This is a genomic window from Arthrobacter rhamnosi (assembly GCF_054510975.1).
In genome coordinates this window covers 443,230-466,672 of sequence record NZ_JBTNDN010000003.1, presented here as the reverse complement: position 1 = coordinate 466,672, position 23,443 = coordinate 443,230, and the positions used below count along the sequence as shown (strand labels likewise).

Here is a 23,443-nt window from a genome sequence, read left to right as displayed (position 1 = left end):
GACCGTGCCGGATCCCGCGGCTGGGGACGACGGACCGATAGCAGCCCTCATCCGGGACTACCTGCAGCACATGTCGGTGGAACGCGGGCTGTCGGCCAACACGCTCGCCGCGTACCGGCGCGACCTCCGGCGCTACGAGTCCTTCCTGGTGTCCCGCGGTGCGGATGATGCCGCCCGGATCTCTCGGCACGACGTGTCGGCCTTCGCGCAGGCCGTCGTGTCGGGGGAGGACGGGTTCTCACGCCTGAGTCCGCGCTCCGCTGCACGCACCATTGTGGCCGTCCGGGGCCTCCACCGTTTCTGGGCGCTGGAAGGCGTGACCGACGGCGATCCTGCTCGTGACGTCCATCCTCCGATGACCGGCCAGCGCCTGCCGAAGGCAATCCCTGTCGCCGAGGTGGTGCGGATCCTGGAGGCCGTGGACATCGGGACGCCGTCCGGGCAGCGCGACCGGGCGCTGCTCGAATTCCTGTACTCCACCGGGGCGAGGATCAGTGAGGCCGTCGGCCTCGATGTCGACGACGTCTCCGTCAGCGACGCACTCGAGGGCCCCGCCGTCGTGCGGCTCACGGGCAAGGGGTCGAAGGAGCGGCTCGTGCCGGTCGGGTCCTTCGCCGCCCGGGCCGTCGACGCGTACCTCGTGCAGGGCCGTCCGGCCCTCGCCGCGAAGGGCAAGGGCAGCCCGGCCCTCTTCCTCAATATGCGCGGGGGCCGCCTGAGCCGCCAGAGTGCCTGGAGCATCCTCAAGACGGCCACGGAGCGGGCCGGGGTGACGCGCGAGGTGTCACCCCACACGCTCCGGCACTCCTTCGCCACCCACCTGCTCGAAGGCGGGGCGGACGTGCGGGTGGTGCAGGAACTCCTCGGGCATGCGTCGGTCACGACCACCCAGGTCTACACGCTGGTCACGGCCGACACCCTGCGCGAGGTCTATGCCGCGGCCCACCCCCGGGCCCGTGCCTGAGACCGGGCCTGTGCCGCAGGCGTCCGCGCAACCGGAGCCTCCCGGCGAGTGGCTGACCGTCGACGGCGTCGCGTATCGCTGCGTGGTCCTGTGCTTCCTCTTCCGGTGGCACGCCGGCAGGAGGGAGGTCCTGCTCGGACTCAAGCGCACCGGATTCGGCACCGGCAGGGTCGTGGCGCTCGGCGGGAAGATCGACGGGCGGGAGTCCGCCGTCGAGGCCGCCGTCCGTGAGGTCGCCGAGGAGAGCGGCATCGAGCTGGCGCGAGGCGAGCTGCGCGACGCCGGCCGCATCACGTGGTCCTTCCCCGCGCAGCCGGCCTGGAACATGGCGGCGTTCCTCTTCACCGCGGACGCCGGCACCACCCCTCCCGTGGCGAGCGAGGAGATCGAACCGCTCTGGTACGCCGTCGACGACATCCCCTGGACCGGTATGTGGCAGGACGCGCCCTACTGGATACCGGCACTGCTCGACGGGCGCCGTATCGACGCGCGCATCGTGATGGACCCGGACAACGAGGGCGTGGCCAGCGCCGTCGTGGACTGAGCGGTGCGGGTCCTCAGCTGCCGCCCAGGTGCCGCTCGTCCGGGCCGTTGTAGAGGCTCAGGGGGCGGATGAGCGAGTTCGACGCCGCCTGCTCCATGATGTGCGCCGTCCACCCGGTGATGCGCGCTGCGATGAAGAGCGGCGTGAACATCTCCGTGTCGAAGCCCATCAGGTGGTAGGTGGGGCCGGCAGGGTAGTCGAGGTTGGGCTTGATGCCCTTGGCCTCGTCCATGGCCGTCTCCAGTCCGGAGTACAGCCCGAGGATCTCGCTGCGCCCGTAGTACCCGATCATCGCGTCGAGTGCCGCCTTCATGGTCGGGACCCGGGAGTCGCCCTTCTTGTAGACGCGGTGCCCGAACCCCATGACCTTCTTCTTCGACGCCAGGGCGTCCTCCATCCACGCCTTCGCGCGGACGGCGGCCTCCTCGGCGGTCTCGTCCTCCCGGATGCCGATCTCCTCGAAGGTGTGCATGACAGCCTCGTTGGCGCCGCCGTGCAGCGCACCCTTGAGGGCGCCGATGGCGCCCGTGACGGCCGAGTGCAGGTCGGAGAGCGTCGAGGTGATGACCCTCGCCGTGAAGGTGGACGCGTTGAACGAGTGCTCGGCGTACAGGACCATGGAGACGTCGAATGCGTGGACGACCTTTGCCGGGGCTTCCTCCCCGAAGGTCATCCACAGGAAGTTGGCCGAGTAGCCGAGGTCGTCGCGGGGCTCCACGAGGGCCTGGCCGCGCCGACGGCGCTGGTCATAGGCGACGACGGCGGGGAAGACGGCGAACAGCGCCGCGGCTTTCTCTTGGTTCGCCTCGACCGAGTCGTCCCCTGCGAGGGGGTGGCTCGCCCCCAGGACGGACACGGCGGTCCTGGCCACGTCCATGGGGTGCGCCGACAGGGGCAGCAGGTCGATCGCCGCGACCACGTGCCCGGGCAACGTGCGGTGCGCCCGCTCGAAGGCGTCGAACTGGCGGCGCTCGGAGGCGTCCGGCAGCTCCCCGTTCCACAGCAGGTAGGCGACGTCCTCGAAGTCGCGGTGCCCGGCCAGCTCCTGCACGGGGTACCCCCGGTACAGCAGGGAATTCGTCTCGGGGTTGACCTTCGAGATCGCGGTGTAGTCCACCACGACCCCTGCGAGCCCCTTGTGGATCTCTGGTTCTGTCACGGCTGCTCCTCCTGGGGATGATCCTGCGGAATCCGGTGTGCCTGCCGGCGCGGTCAACGGTCGCTCCGGCCGGAGCGACCGTCCGGCACCTCGAAGTTGAACACCGAGGAGTCGAAGCGGTTGTATCCCTCGTAGTCCACCAGCTCGTAGAGGCGGCTGCGCGTCTGCATGGACTCCACGGCAGGCTCCTGCGTCCCGTGCGTCCTGATCGAGTCCAGCGTACGCTCGGCGGCGCCCATCGCACTGCGCAACAGGGTGACCGGGTAGATCACCATCGTCACGCCCGCCTCCTGCAGCTGGTCGACGGTGAAGAGGTCGCTCTTGCCGAACTCCGTCATGTTGGCCAGGACCGGTACGTCGACGGCGGCGCGGATGGCCCGGAACTCGTCCAGGGTCCGCATGGCCTCGGGGAAGATGGCGTCCGCCCCTGCCTCCACGAGGGCACGGGAGCGCTCCTGCGCGGCCTCGAGGGTGTCGGTGCCACGGATGTCGGTGCGGGCCATGATGAGGAAGTTCGGATCACGGCGGGCATCCGCCGCTGCGCGGATCCGCTTCACGGCGGTCTCGAGGTCGACGACGTTCTTGCCGTCGAGGTGCCCGCACCGCTTCGGATTGAACTGGTCCTCGATGTGGCAGCCGGCGAGCCCGGCGTTCTCGAGTTCCTGCACGCTGCGGGCCACGTTCATCGGCTCGCCGAACCCCGTGTCGGCGTCGACGATGCACGGCAGGTCCGTCATGCGGGCGATCTGCCCGGCACGGTGCGCGACCTCGGTGAGGGTGGTGAGGCCGATGTCCGGCAGCCCCAGGTCGGCGGCGATGACGGCACCGGAGATGTAGACGCCGTCGAATCCCTTGTCCCCGATGAGCCGGGCGGACAGGGGGTTGAAGGCTCCGGGGAACTGCTGGAGGCGTCCGGACGCCAGCCCGTCCCGCAGTGCACGGCGCTTCTGCTCGGGGGTCACGGTCGAGTACAGCACGGCGGCCTACAGGAGTCCCTGCGGCGCGGCGGCCGCATCGATGTACCCGGGCCGGGCGAGGATGTTCAGCTGTCCCAGCGAGCCTGCCGGGAGGTCGGGCAACTGCTCGACGGCGGCCAGGAAACGGTCCAGTTCCGTGTCCTCGACAATGCCCTCGGCGAGCATCCGCAGCTTGGCGATGTAGTCCGCCCGCGCGAAGGGCCGGGCTCCCAGGGGATGGGCGTCCGCCACCGCGATCTCGTCCGTGATCACGGTGCCGTCCGTCAGCGTGATCTCCACGCTGCCCCCGAAGGCCTTCTCGGCGATGTCGAGGGAGTGGTAGCGGCGCGTCCACTCGGGGTCCTCCACGGTGGTGACCTTCCGCCACAGTGCTACGGTGTCGGGCCTGGCGGCTCGTGCGGGGGCGTAGGAGTCCTCGTGGTGCCAGCGGCCGTCCTGCAGGGCCACCGTGAAGATGTAGGGGATCGAGTGGTCGAGAGTCTCACGTGAGGCCGCCGGATCGTACTTCTGCGGATCGTTCGCGCCGGAGCCGATGACGTAGTGGGTGTGGTGCGAGGTGGAGATGACGACGGATACGACGTTGTCCGGATCGATGGCCTCCGGGTGGGTGCCGTGCAGGCGCCGCGCGAGGTCGATCCAGGCCTGTGCCTGGTACTCGGCGGAGTGCTCCTTCGTGTACGTGTCGAGGATGGCGCGCTTCGGCTCGCCCGACGCCGGAAGGGGCACCTCGTAGTTCGCCTCGGGGCCGTCCAGCAGCCAGGCGATCACGCCGTCCTCGCCCTCGTAGATGGGCGTGGGGGAGGTCTGCCCGCGCATCGCCCGGTCGATCGCCTCGACGGCCATCTTTCCTGCGAACGCCGGGGCGTGGGCCTTCCACGTCGAGATCTCGCCCTTGCGTGACTGGCGGGTCGCCGTCGTCGTGTGCAGCGCCTGGCCGACGGCGTGGAAGATGACGTCGGGGTCGAGTCCGAGGAGGGTGCCGATACCGGCGGCTGCGGACGGCCCGAGGTGGGCGACGTGATCGATCTTGTGTTCGTGCAGGCAGATCGCCTTCACGAGGTCGACCTGGATCTCGTAGCCCGTGGCGATGGCGCGGACCAGGTCCCGGCCCGAGGCGCCCGTGTGCTGCGCGGCGGCGAGGATCGGGGGGATGTTGTCGCCGGGATGGGAGTAGTCCGCGGCGAGGAACGTGTCGTGGTAGTCGAGCTCGCGCACGGCGACACCGTTGGCCCAGGCCGCCCATTCCGCGGAGACGGGGGAACCGACGCCGAAGACGGCGGCACCGGTGCCGTGCGCGGAGACCGGGTGACTGGTCGCCTGCGCGCGAGCGGCGATCACCGGGGCCCGGTTCAGGGACGCGAGGGCGACGGAGGCGTTGTCGATGATGCGGTTGATCACCATGTCGGTCACCTCGGCGGGAACCTCGACGGGGTCGGCGGCGACCTCGGCGATCTTCCAGGCGAGCTGACCGGTGCGGGGGAGGTTCTCCTCGCTGCGGTGGACGCGGACGGGATGGAGTTCAACCATGGTGTTCCTCTCGGTGGTGTGTGTCGTGGTCCCCGGAACGCGGGGAGCGGAGGTGCTGCAGGCTGTTGTGGAGGTGCACGCGCATGGAGGCTTCGGCGAGTTCGGCGTTGCCCGCACCCAGGGCGAGGGCGATCTGCTCGTGCTCGCGTGCCGAGGCCAGGAGCCGGCGGGGATTGTCCCGTGCCAGCCTGCGCACGCGGGCGAGGTGCGTGCGGATCGGTTTCTGGGCCTGCAGCAGGTAGGCGTTCCGCGCCGCGTCGTCGATCTCCCGGTCCAGCCGTGCGACGAGGCCGTAGTAGGCGTCCTGCCCGCCGTCGTCATCCTCGATGAGCCTTCCGGCGGCGGCGAACTCCTCCGCGAGCGCGGTGAAGAGGGCAGGGTCTCCCCGCTGGGCGGCGAGCCGGACGGCTGCGCATTCGAGGGGCAGCCGGACCTCGAACAGGTCCGTCACGGCATCGAGGGAGATGGCGGAGACGACGACGCCGCGGCCGGCGGGGGCGGCGAGCCCTTCGGCGACGAGCCGGGAGAGTGCCTCCCGCAGGGGCGTTCTCGAGACGCCGAGCCGGGCGGACTGTTCGACCTCCGCCAGCAGGTCACCTGGGGCCAAGCGCCATTCGACGATGTCGGACCGCAGGAGGGAATAGGCGCGATCGCTGGCCCGCATCCTCGTTGCCTCCGTTCCTCCCGACATCTCCGCATTAGGGCGCGGAATAGGCCCAATGTATACACAGCAGGAGGAATGAGCAACAGAAAGCAGAGCAGGCCGAACAGACCTGCCAGTTCTGTATACAGATCCTCGGACTGGTGGGAGTGCCCGTGGTACTGTTCCTCCACGCGCGACGAAGGGCGATCATGGCGGCTGAAGGACACGACGTCCACCACGGTGACGTGGACCAGGCGAATTCGGGGCTGGACCGGTACCGCCGGCTGCACGCTGCGAGCCTGGCCGACCCCGAGGCCTTCTGGCGCGAGGCAGCCGGAGCGGTCGACTGGAGGACGCCTCCGGCGACGGTCCTCGACGCCTCCTCCGCCCCCTCCTACCGGTGGTTTCCCGACGCGTTCCTGAACACCAGCTACAACGCCCTCGACCGGCATGTCGACGCAGGCCGGGGCGGCCAGGCCGCACTGGTCTACGACTCGGCGATGCTCGGTGTCACCAGGACCTACACCTACGCCGAGCTCCTGGACGAGGTCGCCGTCTTCGCCGGTGTGCTGGCAGGGCTCGGCGTAGGGAAGGGGGACCGCGTCCTCATCTACCTGCCGATGATCCCCGAGGCCGTCGTGGCCATGCTGGCCGCGGCCCGGCTCGGCGCAGTCCACTCCGTGGTCTTCGGCGGGTTCGCCCCGGCCGAGCTGGCCGCCCGCATCCGGGACGCACGGCCCTCGGCCATCCTCACGGCGTCGGGAGGGCTGGAGCCCGGCCGGCGCGTCGAGTACCTGTCGGCGGTCCACGCGGCGCTCGCGCTCGCGGAGAGCGCCGGCACACCCGTCGTCGCTAAGGCACGCGAGGGCTTCGCGCACGGCATCCGGGACTACCAGGAGCCGGGGACCTCCTGGCTCGACTGGGACGACGCGGTGGCCACGGCCTCCGCTGTCCCACCGGTCGAGGTCGCGGCCACCGATCCGCTCTACATCCTCTACACCTCGGGCACGACGGGCGCTCCCAAGGGGGTGGTGCGCGACAACGGAGGACACGCCGTCGCCCTCACATGGTCGATGCAGGGGATCTTCGGCATCGGACCGGGCGACGTGATGCTCACGGCGTCCGACGTCGGCTGGGTGGTCGGCCACTCCTACATCGTCTACGGGCCGCTGCTGGCGGGCGCCACGACGGTCCTGTACGAGGGCAAGCCGGTCGGTACGCCCGACGCCGGGGTCTTCGGCAGGCTCATCGAACAGCACTCCGTCAAGGTGCTGTTCACCGCGCCGACCGCACTGCGCGCCATCCGGCGGGCGGATCCCGAGGGCACGGCGCTCCGGTCCCACGACCTGTCCTCACTGACCACGCTGTTCTCGGCGGGCGAGCGGCTGGACACGGGAACGTCCGGGTGGATCGGGGACGTCCTCGGCGTGCCCGTCGTCGACAACTGGTGGCAGACCGAGACCGGCTGGCCGATCTGCGCGAACCCCCGCGGACTCGGCGGCGTACCGCTGCGGGCCGGTTCGCCGTCGCTGCCGTCTCCCGGATTCGACGTCGTCGTGCTCGATCACCAGGGGTCCCCGGTCCCGGCCGGGACGGAGGGGAGCATCGCCCTCCGGCTTCCGCTTCCACCGGGTACCCTGACCACGCTGTGGGGGAGTGAGGCCCGGTACCGGGACTCCTACCTGAGCTCGTTCGAGGGGTACTACACGAGCGGTGACTCAGGCTACGTGGACTCCGACGGCTACGTCTTCGTCATGGGACGCACCGACGACGTCATCAATGTCGCAGGCCACAGGCTCTCGACGGGGGCCATCGAGCAGGTGATCGCACAGCACCCCGCCGTCGCCGAATGCGCCGTCCTCGGCCTGCAGGACCCGCTCAAGGGACAGCGGGCCAGCGGGTACGTGGTCCTCAAATCGGGTGCGTCGGTCGATCCGGGAACGCTGCAGGCCGACCTCGTGGCCATGGTCCGCGCGGCGATCGGCCCGGTCGCGGACTTCAGGTCGGCAGTCGTGGTCGAGGCGCTGCCCAAGACCAGGTCCGGCAAGATCCTCCGCAAGACCATGCGGCAGATGGCGGCGGGCGAGTCCTACGTGGTGCCGTCGACCATCGAGGACCCGGCTGTCCTCGCGGCGCTCGAGCCACTGCTGCGACCACCGCCGGAGTGATGCTCCTGCGGTGATGCTCCTGCGGTGACCGTTCCGGGCTCGATCCAGCTGGTGCCCCCCCCCCCCCCGGGAGGCGGCCCGTCATCCCTCCGTGCCGGTCCGCGCCCAGCTGTACTCGAACTCGGGGCGTCCCCGCGTGCCGTAGCGGGGGGTCCGGAGGACGGACTGCTGGTCCGCGAGGTACTCCAGGTAACGCCGCGCGGTGACCCTGGACATGGACAGCGCCTCCGACACCTCGATGGCCGACGTGGGCTCGCGGAGTCCCTTCAGCAGGCGCGAGACCGCCCGCAGGGTCTCGGCCGAGAGGCCCTTGGGAAGCGTGGACACCGTGACGGGCCGGAGGGAGGCGAAGGCCTGGTCCACCTCCGCCTGCGTGGTGGCGGATGCCTGGTCCACCAGGTTCTGGCGGAACTCCCGGTAGGCCTCGAGCTTCTCCCGGAAGGCGGAGTAGGTGAAGGGCTTGATGAGGTACTGGACGATGCCGGACGAGATCGCCGAGCGCACCACGTGCAGGTCACGCACCGCGGTGATCGCGATGATGTCCAGCGGCAGGCCGAGCCCCCGCACCCGGCGGATGATGTCCAGGCCGTGCGCGTCCGGCAGGTTCATGTCCAGCAGCATGAGGTCGACGGCGGGTTCCGCCTGGCCCGTCCCCTCGCCGGCCGGGTGAAGGAAGACCGCGAGTTCGGCACCGCTCCGGGCGACACCCGCGAGTTCGAAGCCCTCGAGCCGCCGCACGTATTCGGCGTGCGCGTCCGCAGCGACGGGATCGTCCTCCACCACGAGGACCCGGATCGCGCTCATGCCCCGCCGCCGGTGTCGGCGCGGAGCGGGACGTCCCGTTCTCCTGCCGCTCGCGGAATGCCGTCCGGATCCTGCGCTGAACTGCCTGCCGGGCTGCCTGCCGGGCTGCCCGCCGGTGTGGCCGGGTAGGGGAGGCGGACGGTGAAACGGGCTCCGCCCTCGTCGCTGTCCGCCACGTCGAGCGAACCGGCGAAACGCTGGACCGCCTGGTGGACGAGGGCGAGGCCGATGCCGCGCCCGGCGCCCTTCGCGTCGGGCGATGCCTTCGTGCTGTAACCGAAATCGAAGACTTTTGCCTTCTCGGACTCGGGCAGGCCGTTGCCGCTGTCCTCCACGACGATCGCGAGCTCCGGTGTCCCGTCCCCGTCGGTCACCCGGTGCACGGTGAGGAGCACGCGAGGGTCCTCGGAGGCGACGGCCTCGTCGAACGCGTTGTCCAGGAGGTTGCCGATGATCGTCACCAGGTCCACGGGGTTCAAGGAGCCTGCCTGCGCGTCCGGAGCGATGTCCGAGGTCAGTTCGATGCCGCGCTCGTTGGCCTGGGCGGCCTTGCCCACCAGGAGGGCCGCGAGAAAGGGCTCGTCGATGGCCTCGACCACCTCGTCGGTGAGCCGCTGCGACTGCTGCAGGTCCCTCGTCGCGAAGTCGACCGCATCCGCGCTCCTGCCGAGTTCCACCAGCGAGACGATGGTGTGCAGGCGGTTGGCGTGTTCGTGGGTCTGCGAGCGCAGGGCGTCCGTCAGGGTGCGCATGGTCTCCACCTGTCCGGTCAGGGCCTGGATCTCGGTGTGGTCACGCAGGGTGGTGACGGTGCCGAGGGCCGCCGGGACATGGGCGCCGCGCCCGGCAGCGGTGGGAGGGACAGCAGGCTCCTGGTTGACCACCAGTACCCGGTCACCGGTCAGGTGCACTTCGTCGTGGGCCCGGCGTCCCGACATGAGGAGCTCGCGCAGCGACGGCGGGACCGCGAGGTGCGACGCCGGCACGGGCTCCTGCGTCCCGTCGAGGCCGAGGAGCCGCGCCGCCTGGTCGTTGTAGAGGACCAGGCGCCCCGACGCGTCGATGAGGAGGAGGCCCTCGCGGACGGAGTGGAGGACCGAGTCGTAGAACACGAAGGTGCGCGAGAGCTCGGCGGGGCCCATGCCGAGGGTGGCGTCGCGCAGGCGCCGGCTGAGCAGGAACGAGGCGAGGGCACCGAGGACGAGCGCGCCGAGCGCGATGACGGCGACCAGTGGGAGCTGCGCGTTGCGCGCGATGGCGGCGCGGTCCACGGTGATCCCCGCGGCGACCATCGCTTGCACCGTCCCGGCGTCGTCGACCACGGGGACGATGGAGCGGATCGACGGGCCGAGGGTCCCTGCGTACGTCTCGGTGTGCGTACGGCCTGCCAGGGCGTCGGACACCGACCCGATGTAGGGCTTGCCGATCTGCTCAGGGTTGCGGTGCGTGAAGCGCGTCCGATCCGGAGCCATGATCGTGATGAAGTCCACCCCCAGCCGGTTCATGATGTCGACGGCGTACGGCTGGAGCGTGGCGGACGGGTCGGGTCCCTTCACGGCGTCGAGCACGGCCGGGTCGAGGGCGATGGTGGTGGAGACGGCGACCATGCGCTCCGCCGCGGCGTCGTTCACGCCCTCCGCCGCATCCGCGTAGAGGATCACCGAGAGGGACGCCGAGAGGACGAGGATGAAGACGAGTTGGGCCAGGAAGAACTGCCGGGCGAGGCTCCATCGACTCACGCGGTGATCCTGCTCCTTCCGGTTTCTGCGGGCCTCGGCCGGCGGCAATCGCGCCGGATTCGCCGGGCCACGACCAGTATGAACTCAATGGTGACCCCGGTCACTCCCGGTGCCATGATGAGGGGGAAACACTCAACAGTACGCTTCCTGGAGAGACCCCCGCGGACGAAGAACGACCTTCGCCGCCGGCGCCACCGGGCGGCCGACACCAAGGGAGAACATCATGGCTATGGCGCCATCGCGGTCCGACAGCGGACCCGAACAACCCCGCAAGCGGGTCGACAAGACCCACTTCCTCTACATCGCGGTCATCGCCGCCGTGGTGCTCGGTGCGATCCTCGGCCTCATGGCCCCCGAATTCGCCAAGTCGCTGAAGCCGCTCGGCACGGGCTTCATCAACCTCATCAAGATGATGATCGCCCCGATCATCTTCTGCACCATCGTGCTGGGCGTCGGCTCCATCGCAAAGGCGGCGACCGTCGGCAAGGTGGGCGGCCTCGCGCTCGGCTACTTCATGATCATGTCGACCTTCGCGCTCGCGATCGGCCTCGTCGTCGGCAACCTCATCCAGCCGGGCGAGGGCCTCGACATCTCATCGTCGACCTACGAGCTGCCCGCAGCCCCCGAGGGTGCGCCCGAGGGCACCGTCGGCTTCCTGCTCAGCATCATCCCGACGACACTCCTGTCGGCGCTGACCGGCCCCAGCATCCTGCAGACACTGTTCGTGGCACTCCTCGTCGGCTTCGCGCTGCAGAAGATGGGCTCGGCCGGCAAGCCGGTTCTCCGGGGCATCGGGCATATCCAGGCGCTCGTCTTCCGCATCCTCGTCATGATCATGTGGCTCGCGCCGATCGGTGCCTTCGGTGCCATCGCCGCCGTCGTGGGCGAAACCGGGGTGCAGGCGATCATCAGCATGGCCACCCTCATGGTCGCGTTCTACATCACCTGCATCCTGTTCATCGTGGTCATCCTGGGCGGCCTGCTGAAGCTCGTCACCGGCGTCAGCATCTTCAAGCTGATGAAGTACCTGGGCCGCGAGTACCTGCTGATCTTCAGCACCTCCTCCTCCGAGGCGGCACTGCCCCGCCTCATCGCGAAGATGGAGCACCTCGGGATCTCCAAGCCCGTGGTCGGCGTGACCGTACCCACCGGCTATTCGTTCAACCTCGACGGCACCGCCATCTACCTGACGATGGCCTCGCTCTTCGTCGCCGAGGCACTGGGCAAGCCGCTGGCCCTCGGTGAGCAGATCTCCCTGCTGGTCTTCATGATCATCGCGTCCAAGGGCGCAGCGGGCGTCACCGGTGCCGGCCTCGCAACTCTTGCCGGCGGCCTGCAGTCGCACCGCCCCGATCTGGTGGACGGCGTCGGCCTGATCGTCGGCATCGATCGGTTCATGTCCGAGGCGCGTGCGCTGACGAACTTCACCGGCAACGCCGTCGCCACCGTCCTCATCGGCACCTGGACGCGGGAGATCGACCGCGGCCGTGTCGACGAGGTCCTCGAGGGACGCCTGCCCTTCGACGAGACCACGATGAGCACCGACCACCGCTTCGAGAACGGCGACGACGTCGACGTCGAGGAAGGTGCTGCCGTTCGGACCGACGCGGCGGTCCGGGGAACCAGCGCTCACTAGACCCTGCGCCCGCCCAGGCGGCGGCGCGAGCCGAGGACTCGGCAGACAGAACGGCGATGGCCCGGAACACGACCGGGCCATCGCCGTCGTCGTGTCCGGGAAGGTAAGCAGCCACGCGGCCACGCAGGCCGACAGGCAGGTGGGGAGGTCGATGGGGAGGCCGGTGAACAGGCCGGTGGACGGGTCCTCGAGCAGGCCGCGGGCCGGCCGAGGAGCCCCTGCGGACGGCGTTGCCGGGGAACGTTCGACCTCAGGTTGAGGCTCAAGGCTCGTAACGGAAGAGCACTCGTCTCCCCGGGCGCTGCCGTAGGCGTTGTACCGTGGACTATAGAAATGCCGCTCGGGAACGATGATCGACCGGCCTGCACCGATTCTGATGGAAGCGTGGAGAAATACGTGAGTAGTGAACAGGGTTCCACAACTCTGCCCAGCGCAGCGGACGCGGGATTCGGCCCGACCGGTCGCCCTGTGACGGAATTCCCTGAGCCACGGGTCCTCGACTCGCACGGCCCGGCGAGGGTCATCGCGATGGTCAACCAGAAGGGCGGCGTCGGCAAGACGACGTCCACCATCAACCTGGGCGCCGCGCTCGCCGAAGCGGGACGCAAGGTGCTGCTCGTCGACTTCGACCCGCAGGGCGCCCTCTCGGCCGGCCTCGGCACCAACCCGCACGAGCTCGACGTGACCGTGTACAACGTGCTCATGGACCGGAAGGTCTCCATCCAGGACGCCATCCAGCACACCGCGATCGACAACATCGACCTGCTGCCCGCCAACATCGACCTGTCGGCGGCCGAGGTGCAGCTCGTCAACGAGGTGGCACGCGAGCAGGTCCTCGACCGGGCCCTGCGCAAGGTGTCCGACGACTACGACGTCATCCTCATCGACTGCCAGCCGTCCCTCGGACTGCTCACGGTCAACGCCCTCACGGCGGCCCACGGCGTGATCATCCCGCTGATCTGCGAGTTCTTCGCCCTGCGCGCCGTGGCCCTGCTGGTCGAGACCATCGAGAAGGTGCAGGACCGCCTGAACCCGCGTCTCCAGATCGACGGCGTGCTCGCGACCATGTACGACGCGCGGACGCTGCACAGCCGCGAGGTCATCGCGCGCCTCGTCGAGGCCTTCGGTGACAAGGTCTTCGAGACGGTCATCAAGCGCACCATCAAGTTCGCGGACGCGACAGTGGCCGCCGAACCGATCACGTCCTACGCAGCCAACCACTCGGGTGCGGATGCCTACCGCAGGCTTGCGAAGGAGCTCATCAGTAGGGGCGGAGCGCCCTAGTGCCCGTCGATCCCGGGTCCGCCCGGTTCCGCTAGATGGCGGGCACAACGTCCGCGCGCGCGGACGGAGAGGCGACGACGGCGGGGGCCGCCCTGCGCGGGGACCCACGATCCGGCGGCGGCGGTCACACCGGCCGTCACACCGGCCGGCGTGCCGGCGGTGGTGCCGTAGACACTGCAGCCGCGGCGCAGGTGCCCGCCCGCCCGCCGGTCTTCGAGGTGCAGCTGACCAACTTCAGCGGTCCCTTCGACCTGCTGCTGAACCTCATCTCGCGGCGCGAACTCGACATCACCGAGATCGCCCTGGCCCAGGTGACCGACGAGTTCATCGCCCACATCCGCCGCATCCAGGCTGCGGAGGGGGAGTGGAAGCTCGACGAGGCGAGTGAGTTCCTCGTCGTCGCCGCCACCCTCCTCGACCTGAAGGCCGCCCGGCTCCTCCCCGCCGGCGCCGTGGAGGACGAGGAGGACATTGCGCTCCTCGAGGCGCGCGACCTGCTCTTCGCCCGCCTCCTGCAGTACAAGGCCTTCAAGGAGATGGCCCGGCACCTTGCGGGGCGGCTCGAGGAGGAGGAGGCGCGGCACTCGCGGAGCGTACCCCTCGAGGCCGAGTTCACCCGGCTCCTGCCCGAACTCATCTGGAAGCATTCGCCCGAGGAATTCGCGGCACTCGCCGCGAAAGTGCTCACGCCGCGGCAGGAGCGGCCGGCCGAGGTCAGCATCGAGCACCTGCACTCCCCGCCCGTGAGTGTGCGCGACCAGGCGGTCGTGCTGCAGGACCTGCTGCGGTCGCGCGGACCGCTGTCCTTCCGGCAGCTGACCGCGGACGCCGAGTCGCGGCTGGTCCTCGTGGTGCGGTTCCTGGCCCTCCTCGAGCTGTTCAGGGACGGAGTCGTCTCCTTCGACCAGGCCGCGCCGCTGGCCGAGCTGGTGGTGCGGTGGAGCGCGGAGGACGAGCGATGGACGGCCGAACTGCTGGCGAGCGACTTCGAGGACCAGGACCAGGACCAGGCAGACAGGAAAGGAGAGCACGATGCATGAATCCGACGAGAGCGCGCCCGACGGACACGGCGTCTCCGTCGAGGACCTCCCGGGCGGGCTCCGCGGGGCAGTGGAGGCGATCCTCATGGTGGCGGACCGCCCTGTGACGGACGAGCAGGTCGCAGCCGTGCTCGATCGGCCGACGGCGCAGGTGCACGCGGTGCTGGTGGACCTGCAGCGGGAGTACGACGGCTATACTGGGTCAGGCCCCCGAAGCACCGAATCATTCGTGCCGCGCGGTTTCGAACTCAGGAACATCGCCGGCGGGTGGCGCATCTTCTCCCGGAAGCACTTCGCCTCCGTTGTTGCCGACTTCGTGCTCGATGGCCAATCTGCCCGGCTTTCACAAGCAGCACTCGAGACTCTGGCGGTCATCGCGTACCGCCAACCCGTGTCCCGTGCCCGGGTTTCTGCAATTCGGGGCGTCAACGTCGATTCCGTGGTCCGCACCCTGCTCCAGCGCGGGCTGGTTGTCGAGATGGAGACCGATCCGGAGACCGGCGCGGTCCTTTATGGGACCACCACCTTCTTTCTGGAAAGATTGGGGCTGGGCAGCGTCGACGAATTGCCCCGGATCGCTCCCCACCTGCCGGGCCTCGAGAGCCTTGGGGAGTATGACGAGACGACGTACTGAGCACGACCTACGAGAAGGACTTTCTACATGACACAGCAGCCAGGATCCGGTTCCGGACGCAATACGCCGCGCCGCGGCGGATCGACCGGACGCCCATCCGACGCTGCCCGGCGGACGTCCTCACCGCGCAGCGGATCGGGACAGGGCGGCGCCGGCCGTTCCGGTGAGGGCCGTCCGTTCCAGGAGCGCAACGAGCGCGGTGGCCGTTCCGGTGAGGGTCGTCCGTTCCAGGAGCGCAACGAGCGCGGTGGCCGTTCCGGTGAGGGTCGTCCGTTCCAGGAGCGCAACGAGCGCGGTGGCCGTTCCGGTGAGGGCCGTCCGTTCCAGGAGCGCTCGTCCGAGGGTCGTCCGGCTGCGAGTGGCGATCGCCGTGCCTCCACCCGTTCGGCCGCGGGCAGGCCGTCCGCAGGGACCCCGTCCAGCCGCTTCGGCGTCAAGGCCGGAGGACGTGCCGGCGGGAAGCCTGGGCGCCCGGGTGCCGCGTCCGGTGCCCGTTCCGGCGGCCCGGAGGGTGCCGGTCGCCAGAAGCCCGCGGGAGCCAAGGCCTTCGGGCGGGAACGCTTCGGGCAGAACCTCGGCCCGGTGCGTCCCTCGAAGCCCAAGCGCGCGAGCCGCCCGGCGGACGAGATCGACGTCCACAATCCGGAGGGCGTGCGCCTGCAGAAAGTGATGGCGCTCGCGGGCGTCGCCTCCCGCCGCGTGTGCGAGGAGATGATCCTCGACGGACGTGTGGAGGTCGACGGTACCGTCGTCACCGAACTCGGCGTGCGCGTCGATCCTGAGCAGGTGGCCATCCATGTGGACGGCATCCGCCTGCAACTCAACGAGCACCTGAAGTACTACGTCTTCAACAAGCCGCGCGGCGTCGTCTCCACCATGGAGGACCCCGAGGGCCGTCCCTGCATCAGTGACTTCCTGAAGAACAAGAACAAGAACGAGCGGCTCTTCCACGTCGGACGTCTCGACGCCGAGACCGAAGGCCTGCTCCTGCTCACCAACGACGGCGAACTCACCAACCGCCTGACCCACCCCTCGTACGAGGTCCCGAAGACCTACCTCGTGCAGGTACGGGGACCCATGGCGCAGGGCATCGGCGCGCAGATGAAGGAGGGCATCGAGCTCGAGGACGGCCTCGCACAGGTGGACTCCTTCAAGCTCGTCGACTCCACACCGGGACACGTCCTCGTCGAGGTCGTACTGCACTCCGGCCGCAACCGCGTGGTCCGCAGGCTCTTCGATGCCGTCGGCCACCCCGTCGAGCGCCTCGTCCGGACCCAGGTCGGCCCCATCCGGGTCGGCGACCAGCGCCAGGGCAGCATCCGCGTGCTCGGACGCCAGGAGGTCGGGCACCTGCTGGCATCGGTGGGCCTCTAACCGATGACCATGCGCACGGAGCAGGGAACGCACCTCGCCGGACCGGTCCTGATCATCGGGGCCGGTCTGCTGGGAGCCAGCATCGGGTTGGGTCTGCGCCTGCGCGGGCTCGACGTCGTCCTGTCCGATAGTTCGCCGTCGACCGAAGCCGTCGCCCGCGACATCGGCGCGGGCCGGCTCCTCGCCGACGCCCAGGGTGCGGCGCAGGTGGTGCCGGAGGTCGTCGTGGTGGCCACGCCGCCCGACGTCACCGCGCGTGTGGTCGCAGCCGCCCTGCTGGCGTACCCCGACGCCGTCGTCGTCGACATCTGCAGCGTGAAGGAGGCGATCCTCCGGGAACTCGCCGCCACCCCCGGCATCGGCGGTCATCTCTCCCGCTACGTCGGGACCCATCCGATGGCCGGCCGCGAGAAGTCCGGGCCCGTCGCTGCGCGTGCGGAGCTCTTCACGGGCGCTCCGTGGGTCCTCTGCCCCCACCCCGACAGTGCCCCCGAGGCCGTGCTGTGCGCCGAGTCTCTTGCCGTCGACCTCGGCGCCGTGCCGGCGCGGATGTCCGTCGAGGAGCACGACGAGGCTGTCGCCCTCATCTCGCACCTGCCCCAGGTGGTGTCATCGCTCGTGGCGAGCAGGCTGCAGGATTCGCCGGTGCAGGCCCTCTCGCTCGCCGGCAACGGACTGCGGGACGTCACCCGCATCGCGGCCAGCGACCCGCGCCTCTGGGTGCAGATCCTCTCCGCCAACGCCGGGCGCCTCGTCGACATCCTCTACGGCGTCCGGGAGGACCTGAACCGCCTGATCGGCACCCTCGAGGACCCGACGGCCGGCGGAGCCCGGCTCGACATGGCGCAGCTCATGTCCGAGGGGAACGCGGGTCAGGCGCGTGTTCCCGGCAAGCACGGCACGCCGCCGAACTCCTTCGCGCGCCTGACCGTGCTCGTCGACGACGTGCCCGGCCAGATCGCGAAGCTCCTCACCGAGATCGGTCACACCGGCATCAACGTCGAGGATTTCCGCCTCGAGCACTCTCCCGGACGGCAGGTGGGCCTTGCGGAGCTCTCGGTCCTGCCGGGCAAGCGACAAGAATTGACGGAGTCCCTGACGCAGCGGGGCTGGAAGGTAGTGCAGTGACCCAGACTTCAGCAGAAACCACACAGGCACTCCGGGCCCAGGGTCCGGCGGGGGAGTCCGCTCCGTCCGGCCCCTATTCGGGGTTCCGCCTCGGCAAGTCCCTCGTGGTCGCCATCGACGGTCCCTCCGGGTCGGGCAAGTCGAGTGTCAGTCGCGAGGTGGCCCGCCGCCTGCGCGCCGCCTACCTCGATACCGGCGCCATGTACCGGGCCGTCACGCTCCACTGCATCGCCACGGGGATCGACCTCCAGGACAGCGCCGCGGTCGAGGCGGCGGCACGGTCCATCGAACTCTTCATCAGCACCAGCCCCGACCGGGAGTCCGTGACCATCGCGGGCGACGACGTCACCTCCGCCATCCGCGAACCCGAGGTCTCCTCGGCGGTCAGCGCCGTCGCCACGACCATGGGGGCGAGGGCCGAGCTGATCCGCCGCCAGCGCGCACTGATCGCCGGCGCCGGTCACCGGATCGTCGCCGAAGGGCGGGACATCACCACCGTCGTCGCTCCCGACGCGGAGGTACGCATCCTCCTGACCGCGAGCGAGGAAGCCCGCCTGCGCCGCCGAGGCGACCAGCTCGGCGGAACGCAGACCGACGCGCAGCTCAAGCGGCAGGTCACCGACCGTGACGCGAAGGACTCCACGGTGGTCAACTTCCAGCAGGCGGCGGACGGCGTCGTCACGCTCGACTCGTCGGACCTCGACTTCGAGCAGACCGTGGCAGCGGTCATCGGCATCGTGCGCACCGTGGCGCACTAGCCGGGCACGACCGCAAGATCTCGGGCGCGAGCCCACCAGGATTACCGTCGGGAGACGGTGAACACCAACCGAAGGAAACAACATGAGCGAGAACCTTTCGCCGAATGCGACGGACCAGGGCGCCGACGAGGACTACGAGCCGAGCGGCGAGGACCATGTCAGCGAAGTGCTCGATACCCTCGACGATGCCGAGGCCGAGCAGCGCGCCGCCTCGCTGCGTGCCGGGCTCGAGGACTACGAGCTCGACGACGAGGATGCCGCGCTCCTCGCCCGGCAGGACGAGGACTACGACGACGAGGCAGAGGGCCGGCTCAACCCCGTCCTGGCCATCGTCGGGCGACCGAACGTCGGCAAGTCCACCCTGGTGAACCGCATCCTCGGCCGCCGTGAGGCCGTCGTCGAGGACACCCCCGGAGTCACCCGCGACCGGGTGTCCTACCCGGCGCAATGGTCGGGCCGCAACTTCACCCTGGTGGACACGGGAGGCTGGGAGCAGGATGCCAAGGGCATCGCTGCCCGCGTCGCCGACCAGGCGGAGATCGCCGTGGACATGGCCGACGCCGTGCTGCTCGTCGTGGACGCGACGGTCGGCGCCACCGCGACCGACGAGGCCGTGGTGCGCATGCTGCGCCGCAAGAAGAAGCCCGTCATCCTCGTGGCCAACAAGGTCGACGACATCCAGAACGAGGCCGACGCCTCGGTGCTGTGGGGACTAGGCTTCGGTCAGCCCTGGCCGGTCTCCGCCCTCCACGGGCGCGGCACGGCCGATATGCTGGACAAGGTCAACGAGATCCTCCCGGAGTTCTCGGAGCACGGCGGCATCGAGCGGTCCGGCGGTCCGCGGCGCATCGCCCTCATCGGGCGCCCCAACGTCGGCAAGTCCTCCCTGCTCAACAAACTCGCCGGTTCGGACCGCGTTGTCGTCGACCCCCTGGCCGGGACCACCCGCGACCCGGTGGACGAGATGATCGAGCTCGGGGGCCGCACATGGCGCTTCGTGGACACCGCGGGCATCCGCCGCCGTGTGCACATGCAGCAGGGCGCCGACTTCTACGCCTCGCTGCGCACACAGTCGGCGCTGGAGAAGGCCGAGGTCGCCGTCGTCCTCCTCGCCGTCGACGAGGTGCTCAGCGAGCAGGACATCCGCATCCTGAACATGGCCATCGAGTCCGGCCGGGCGATCGTGCTGGCCTTCAACAAGTGGGACCTGCTGGACGACGAGCGCCGCCGGTACCTCGAGCGCGAGATCGAGCAGGACCTCGCACACGTGGACTGGGCGCCCCGCGTCAACATCTCGGCCCTGACCGGATGGCACAAGGACCGCCTGGTGCCCGCCCTCGACGTCGCGCTCGAGTCCTGGGACCGGCGCATCCCGACGGGCCGCCTCAACGCGTTCCTGGGTGAGCTCGTCGCGGCGCACCCCCACCCGGTGCGCGGCGGCAAGCAGCCGCGCATCCTGTTCGGGACCCAGGCCTCCAGCCGGCCGCCGAAGTTCGTCCTGTTCACCACGGGGTTCCTGGACCCCGGCTACCGCCGCTTCATCACGCGCCGCCTGCGCGAGACGTTCGGCTTCGAGGGCACGCCCATCGAGGTCAGCATGCGCGTCCGCGAGAAGCGGAGCCGGAAGCGCTGACACCGTCCCGGTGTGCGGATCCACCCGGAGAATGCTGTATTGTTATCCGAGTGGTTTGGCCTGCTGGACAGGCCGATCGGGATGTGGCGCAGCTTGGTAGCGCACTTGACTGGGGGTCAAGGGGTCGCAGGTTCAAATCCTGTCATCCCGACACTGCAGGGCCCGTTTCCACCGGCGATCCGCCGGAGGAGACGGGCCTTCTGCATGTCCGGGATCGTATGTCCGGGGCGGGGCGGCCTGCCGCTACCGGCCGCGTGAGAGGCGCGTCACGTACCCGCCGGATATGCCTATACTCGACCAGTACCCGGCGGCCGTCCGCCGCCGCTGAAGACCGCGCGTCCGAAAGGCAACCATGAGCAACATTCCCGATGGCCTCTACTACACCGCGGAGCACGAGTGGGTCAGCGAGCCCGCCATCGACGGCACGGTGCGCGTGGGCATCACCGATTTCGCCCAGGACGCGCTCGGCGACGTCGTCTACGTACAGATGCCCGAGGAGGGCACCAGCGTGGCGGGCGCCGATGTGATCGGCGAGGTCGAGTCGACCAAGAGTGTCAGCGACATCTATGCGCCGGTCACCGGCCAGGTCGTCTCGCGCAACGAAGCGCTCGACGACGATCCGTCCCTGATCAACTCCGACCCGTACGGCGAGGGTTGGCTGCTGGAGATCAAGGTCTCCGATCCCTCCGTGGTCCAGGACCTCCTGAGTTCAGCCGACTACTCCCAGCAGGTAGGCTAGAACTGCCCGGCGAAGTCAGCGGGGACGGTACGGCCGGCCACAACCGGGCGGATCGCGCAGCAGGGGGAGGAAGACCGATGGTACGCAACGTGAATCGATCCGGAAGAGGAGAAGAGCCGAACATGACGTCTCCTGAAACAACGTCGATCAGTCTGCCGCCGTACTCCGCCGCGGAAGAGATCGAGCGACATCTGACACGGGAGGAGCAGGCCTCCGTTGCCGCACTTCCGGCAGGTTCGGCCCTCCTGATTGCCCATTCCGGACCGAACGCCGGCGCGCGGTTCCTCCTCCACGAGGACATCACCAAAGCCGGACGCCACCCCAACGCCGACATCTTCCTCGACGACGTCACGGTGTCCCGTCAGCACGCCGAGTTCCGGAGGACCGACAGCGGCTTCGTCGTCGTGGACACCCGAAGCCTCAATGGCACGTACGTGAACAACGACCGCGTGGACAGCGTCGCCCTGCGCGACGGCAACGAGGTGCGGATCGGCAAGTTCCGCCTGACCTTCTACGCAGCGCGCAGGGCGCCCGGCCGGGCTCCGCGGCACACGGCAGCGCAGGCCTAGTCCGGTTCATGCCTGTTTCCCGACCCGCCCGCCACCCGGCCGGCATCGCCTCCGGCTCCTCCGGCGCCGGTGTCCTCAACATCGGTGAGGTCCTGCGCGAGCTGGCCGAGGACTTCCCCCAGGTCACGGCCTCCAAGATCCGCTTCCTCGAGGAGAAGGGCCTGATCTCCCCGCAGCGGACACGCGCCGGGTACCGGAAGTATGCAGGCCACGACGTCGAACGGCTGCGTTTCGTCCTGGCCCTGCAGCGCGACCAGTACCTTCCCCTGAAGGTCATCAAGGACTACGTCGACGCGATCGACCGCGGAGAGCGGCCCGAGTCACTGCCCGGCGGCATGACGCTCTCCCCGCGCGTCGTATCGGACCAGTTGTCCCGTGAACTCAGCGCGCACGGCCGTCGGCTCACCGCGGAGACGCTCGCCGCCGAGGCCGGTGCACCCCGCCGGCTCGTCGACGACCTCGTGAGCTTCGGCCTGATCACCGCCGTGGACAACCGCTTCGACGAGCACGCCCTGAAGATCACGAAGGCGTGCCTGCAACTCGAGAGCCACGGGATCGAACCCCGCCACCTGAGGCCCTTCCGCGCCGCAGCGGACCGGGAACTGGGCCTCGTCGAGCGCGTCGTCGCTCCTGTCGCGTCCCGCAAGGACGTCGCATCGAAGGCTCGTGCAGCCGAGACGGCGCGGGAGATCAGCGAGCTCTGCCTCGGTCTGCACAGTGCCCTCGTGCACAGCCATATAGCCCGAATGGACAGTTAGGCGGCTTCCCGTGATCGAAGTAGAAGTGGTGGGCGTGCGGATCGAACTGCCGTCGAACCAGCCCCTGGTCCTTCTGCGTGAGACGGCGGGGGAGCGGCACCTGCCGATCTGGATCGGAGCCCCGGAGGCCAGCGCCATCGCCTTCGTCCAGCAGGGCATCGTACCGCCGCGGCCCATGACCCACGACCTCCTGGTCGACGTGGTCGCAGCGGCAGGCAAGACGATCTCCGAGGTGCGCATCACATCCGTGGAGGATACCGTCTATCACGCGCAACTCGTCTTCAGCGACGGTGTGACCGTCAGTTCCCGGGCTTCCGACGCCCTCGCGATAGCACTGCGGGTACCCTGCCCCATCTACTGCGCGGACGAGGTCCTGGCCCTGGCCGGCGTCGAGATAGCGGACGCCGACACCGAGGAGACGGAGGACGGCGACACGGAGGAGACGGCCGAGAAGGAGGTCCTCCAGTTCCGGGAGTTCCTCGCCGACGTCGAACCCGAGGACTTCGAGCGCTGACGCGGCCCTCCCTCGACGGCACGGTGGCGGGCCGGTGACGCGCCCTCGACGCCGGCGGGACGGGCTGCCGGCGACACGGGCAATCTTGCGGCCCAGCGTCTTTGACCTTGACCCTCCCGGGATCTAACGTCGAAGGATACAGTTCCCATTGCGTGTGTGGGGGACTCGGGGCACACTTGAGTGCACGTCCCGAGGTCCAGCCCAGCCGGCATTTTTCCCCGGGAACCCGACGAGGAGGCAACACGTGAGTCCGAAGGGTGACGCCGGCAAGGCAGCCAGCCCGGCAGGCACGGGTGTCCCGCCCAGCGCCCAGGGCTTACTCTTCACGGAAGACCTCCCCGTCCTCGACGAGGACGCCGGATACCGCGGCCCCACCGCCTGCAAGGCTGCAGGCATCACCTATCGCCAGCTCGACTACTGGGCCCGCACGGGCCTCGTCGAACCCGCCGTGCGCGGCGCGTCCGGTTCCGGCACACAGCGCCTCTATGGCTTCCGCGACATCCTCGTCCTCAAGGTGGTCAAGCGGCTGCTCGACACGGGAGTGTCGCTCCAGCAGATCCGTTCCGCGGTCGAGCACCTGCGGGAGCGCGGCGTCGAGGACCTCGCCCAGATCACCCTCATGAGCGACGGCGCCAGCGTGTACGAGTGCACGTCCGCGGACGAGGTCATCGACCTCGTGCAGGGCGGGCAGGGAGTCTTCGGTATCGCCGTCGGCCGTGTGTGGCGCGAGGTGGAGGGCAGCCTCGCGGCCCTTCCCAGCGAGCACGCGCCCGACCAGGAATTCCCCGGGGACGAACTCAGCAAGCGCCGCGTGACGCGCAAGATCGGCTAGCACCCGCAGGAGCGGGCCC

Annotated in this window: 22 protein-coding genes and 1 tRNA gene; 17 read left to right on the top strand and 6 right to left on the bottom strand. The window is 69.5% G+C overall.

What is annotated here, in order from left to right; genetic code table 11:
• Positions 1-70 precede the first annotated feature (70 nt).
• Together xerD and ACX80J_RS10525 are read left to right on the top strand one after the other, a co-directional pair.
• On the top strand, positions 71-964 hold the full coding sequence (gene xerD / locus ACX80J_RS10530; protein WP_459347741.1) for a site-specific tyrosine recombinase XerD: 894 nt from the start codon (positions 71-73) through the stop codon (positions 962-964).
• 10 nt (positions 965-974) lie between these two features.
• On the top strand, positions 975-1,508 hold the full coding sequence (locus ACX80J_RS10525; protein ID WP_459347715.1) for an 8-oxo-dGTP diphosphatase: 534 nt from the start codon (positions 975-977) through the stop codon (positions 1,506-1,508).
• A gap of 13 nt (positions 1,509-1,521) precedes the next feature.
• On the opposite strand, the gene ACX80J_RS10520 is transcribed toward ACX80J_RS10525, so the two are convergent.
• Genes ACX80J_RS10520 through ACX80J_RS10505 form a run of 4 tightly spaced genes read right to left on the bottom strand, consistent with a single transcriptional unit; the run spans position 1,522 to position 5,835 of the window.
• Positions 1,522-2,667, bottom strand: coding sequence for a bifunctional 2-methylcitrate synthase/citrate synthase (locus ACX80J_RS10520; RefSeq protein ID WP_459347714.1), 1,146 nt, complete (start codon positions 2,665-2,667; stop codon positions 1,522-1,524).
• Positions 2,668-2,720: 53 nt separating this feature from the next.
• Positions 2,721-3,644 (bottom strand): methylisocitrate lyase, encoded by a 924-nt coding sequence (gene prpB, locus ACX80J_RS10515; RefSeq protein WP_459346254.1) that lies wholly within the window; start codon positions 3,642-3,644, stop codon positions 2,721-2,723.
• 6 nt (positions 3,645-3,650) lie between these two features.
• Positions 3,651-5,171, bottom strand: a complete 1,521-nt coding sequence (locus ACX80J_RS10510; protein WP_459347713.1) for an MmgE/PrpD family protein — start codon at positions 5,169-5,171, stop codon at positions 3,651-3,653.
• Positions 5,164-5,835: a GntR family transcriptional regulator gene (locus ACX80J_RS10505; protein ID WP_459347712.1), complete on the bottom strand. Its 672-nt coding sequence runs from the start codon at positions 5,833-5,835 to the stop codon at positions 5,164-5,166. The genes ACX80J_RS10510 and ACX80J_RS10505 overlap by 8 nt, the downstream gene beginning before the upstream one ends.
• Before the next feature lie 188 nt (positions 5,836-6,023).
• Between ACX80J_RS10505 and ACX80J_RS10500 the strand changes: the two genes are divergently transcribed.
• Positions 6,024-7,982 (top strand): AMP-binding protein, encoded by a 1,959-nt coding sequence (locus tag ACX80J_RS10500; protein WP_459347711.1) that lies wholly within the window; start codon positions 6,024-6,026, stop codon positions 7,980-7,982.
• A gap of 81 nt (positions 7,983-8,063) precedes the next feature.
• Here the strand turns inward: ACX80J_RS10500 and ACX80J_RS10495 are convergent, their stop codons facing one another.
• Together ACX80J_RS10495 and ACX80J_RS10490 are read right to left on the bottom strand one after the other, a co-directional pair.
• Positions 8,064-8,786: a response regulator gene (locus ACX80J_RS10495; RefSeq protein ID WP_459347710.1), complete on the bottom strand. Its 723-nt coding sequence runs from the start codon at positions 8,784-8,786 to the stop codon at positions 8,064-8,066.
• Entirely contained in the window at positions 8,783-10,525 is a 1,743-nt protein-coding gene (locus ACX80J_RS10490) for a sensor histidine kinase (protein WP_459347709.1), read from the bottom strand. Before ACX80J_RS10490 ends, ACX80J_RS10495 begins: the two co-directional genes overlap by 4 nt.
• A gap of 229 nt (positions 10,526-10,754) precedes the next feature.
• Here ACX80J_RS10490 and ACX80J_RS10485 point away from each other — a divergent pair, with 229 nt between their 5' ends.
• The 14 genes from ACX80J_RS10485 to ACX80J_RS10420 all read left to right on the top strand — a co-directional run bounded on the left by ACX80J_RS10485 (position 10,755) and on the right by ACX80J_RS10420 (position 23,424).
• Entirely contained in the window at positions 10,755-12,161 is a 1,407-nt protein-coding gene (locus tag ACX80J_RS10485) for a cation:dicarboxylate symporter family transporter (protein WP_459347740.1), read from the top strand.
• 396 nt (positions 12,162-12,557) lie between these two features.
• On the top strand, positions 12,558-13,445 hold the full coding sequence (locus tag ACX80J_RS10480) for a ParA family protein (RefSeq protein ID WP_459314308.1): 888 nt from the start codon (positions 12,558-12,560) through the stop codon (positions 13,443-13,445).
• Between the two features lie 35 nt (positions 13,446-13,480).
• Positions 13,481-14,485: a segregation and condensation protein A gene (locus ACX80J_RS10475; protein WP_459347708.1), complete on the top strand. Its 1,005-nt coding sequence runs from the start codon at positions 13,481-13,483 to the stop codon at positions 14,483-14,485.
• Positions 14,478-15,119, top strand: a complete 642-nt coding sequence (scpB, locus tag ACX80J_RS10470; protein ID WP_459347707.1) for an SMC-Scp complex subunit ScpB — start codon at positions 14,478-14,480, stop codon at positions 15,117-15,119. The genes ACX80J_RS10475 and scpB overlap by 8 nt, the downstream gene beginning before the upstream one ends.
• A gap of 27 nt (positions 15,120-15,146) precedes the next feature.
• Positions 15,147-16,493 carry a pseudouridine synthase gene (locus ACX80J_RS10465; protein WP_459347706.1) on the top strand — a complete coding sequence of 449 codons (1,347 nt, stop codon included), beginning with the start codon at positions 15,147-15,149 and terminating at the stop codon, positions 16,491-16,493.
• Between the two features lie 9 nt (positions 16,494-16,502).
• Positions 16,503-17,621 carry a prephenate dehydrogenase gene (locus tag ACX80J_RS10460; protein WP_459347705.1) on the top strand — a complete coding sequence of 373 codons (1,119 nt, stop codon included), beginning with the start codon at positions 16,503-16,505 and terminating at the stop codon, positions 17,619-17,621.
• 104 nt (positions 17,622-17,725) lie between these two features.
• The gene (gene cmk, locus ACX80J_RS10455; protein ID WP_459346264.1) at positions 17,726-18,379 is read left to right on the top strand and encodes a (d)CMP kinase; all 654 of its coding nucleotides are present in this window, start codon (positions 17,726-17,728) and stop codon (positions 18,377-18,379) included.
• Between the two features lie 82 nt (positions 18,380-18,461).
• Positions 18,462-20,012, top strand: coding sequence for a ribosome biogenesis GTPase Der (der, locus tag ACX80J_RS10450; RefSeq protein ID WP_459346244.1), 1,551 nt, complete (start codon positions 18,462-18,464; stop codon positions 20,010-20,012).
• Positions 20,013-20,089: 77 nt separating this feature from the next.
• Positions 20,090-20,163 (top strand) — tRNA-Pro (locus ACX80J_RS10445).
• A 201-nt stretch (positions 20,164-20,364) separates the two neighbouring features.
• The gene (gcvH, locus tag ACX80J_RS10440) at positions 20,365-20,751 is read left to right on the top strand and encodes a glycine cleavage system protein GcvH (RefSeq protein ID WP_087073750.1); all 387 of its coding nucleotides are present in this window, start codon (positions 20,365-20,367) and stop codon (positions 20,749-20,751) included.
• 77 nt (positions 20,752-20,828) lie between these two features.
• Positions 20,829-21,320, top strand: coding sequence for an FHA domain-containing protein (locus tag ACX80J_RS10435; RefSeq protein WP_459346243.1), 492 nt, complete (start codon positions 20,829-20,831; stop codon positions 21,318-21,320).
• An 8-nt stretch (positions 21,321-21,328) separates the two neighbouring features.
• Positions 21,329-22,078 carry a transcriptional regulator FtsR gene (gene ftsR / locus ACX80J_RS10430; RefSeq protein WP_459346242.1) on the top strand — a complete coding sequence of 250 codons (750 nt, stop codon included), beginning with the start codon at positions 21,329-21,331 and terminating at the stop codon, positions 22,076-22,078.
• Between the two features lie 10 nt (positions 22,079-22,088).
• Positions 22,089-22,592, top strand: coding sequence for a bifunctional nuclease family protein (locus ACX80J_RS10425; protein WP_459346241.1), 504 nt, complete (start codon positions 22,089-22,091; stop codon positions 22,590-22,592).
• A 244-nt stretch (positions 22,593-22,836) separates the two neighbouring features.
• A complete protein-coding gene (locus ACX80J_RS10420) occupies positions 22,837-23,424 on the top strand; it encodes a MerR family transcriptional regulator (RefSeq protein ID WP_459346240.1) in 588 nt (195 codons plus the stop codon).
• Positions 23,425-23,443 lie beyond the last annotated feature (19 nt).

What these genes read in the sequence shown, in the direction of transcription:
- xerD (WP_459347741.1), top strand. Translation starts at nt 71, where the DNA reads ATGTCGGTGGAACGCGGGCTGTCGGCCAACACGCTCGCCGCGTACCGG.
- ACX80J_RS10510 (WP_459347713.1), bottom strand. Translation starts at nt 5,171, where the DNA reads ATGGTTGAACTCCATCCCGTCCGCGTCCACCGCAGCGAGGAGAACCTC.
- ACX80J_RS10505 (WP_459347712.1), bottom strand. Translation starts at nt 5,835, where the DNA reads ATGCGGGCCAGCGATCGCGCCTATTCCCTCCTGCGGTCCGACATCGTC.
- ACX80J_RS10500 (WP_459347711.1), top strand. Translation starts at nt 6,024, where the DNA reads ATGGCGGCTGAAGGACACGACGTCCACCACGGTGACGTGGACCAGGCG.
- ACX80J_RS10495 (WP_459347710.1), bottom strand. Translation starts at nt 8,786, where the DNA reads ATGAGCGCGATCCGGGTCCTCGTGGTGGAGGACGATCCCGTCGCTGCG.
- ACX80J_RS10485 (WP_459347740.1), top strand. Translation starts at nt 10,755, where the DNA reads ATGGCGCCATCGCGGTCCGACAGCGGACCCGAACAACCCCGCAAGCGG.
- ACX80J_RS10475 (WP_459347708.1), top strand. Translation starts at nt 13,481, where the DNA reads ATGGCGGGCACAACGTCCGCGCGCGCGGACGGAGAGGCGACGACGGCG.
- scpB (WP_459347707.1), top strand. Translation starts at nt 14,478, where the DNA reads ATGCATGAATCCGACGAGAGCGCGCCCGACGGACACGGCGTCTCCGTC.
- ACX80J_RS10465 (WP_459347706.1), top strand. Translation starts at nt 15,147, where the DNA reads ATGACACAGCAGCCAGGATCCGGTTCCGGACGCAATACGCCGCGCCGC.
- ACX80J_RS10460 (WP_459347705.1), top strand. Translation starts at nt 16,503, where the DNA reads ATGCGCACGGAGCAGGGAACGCACCTCGCCGGACCGGTCCTGATCATC.
- der (WP_459346244.1), top strand. Translation starts at nt 18,462, where the DNA reads ATGAGCGAGAACCTTTCGCCGAATGCGACGGACCAGGGCGCCGACGAG.
- gcvH (WP_087073750.1), top strand. Translation starts at nt 20,365, where the DNA reads ATGAGCAACATTCCCGATGGCCTCTACTACACCGCGGAGCACGAGTGG.
- ACX80J_RS10435 (WP_459346243.1), top strand. Translation starts at nt 20,829, where the DNA reads ATGGTACGCAACGTGAATCGATCCGGAAGAGGAGAAGAGCCGAACATG.
- ftsR (WP_459346242.1), top strand. Translation starts at nt 21,329, where the DNA reads ATGCCTGTTTCCCGACCCGCCCGCCACCCGGCCGGCATCGCCTCCGGC.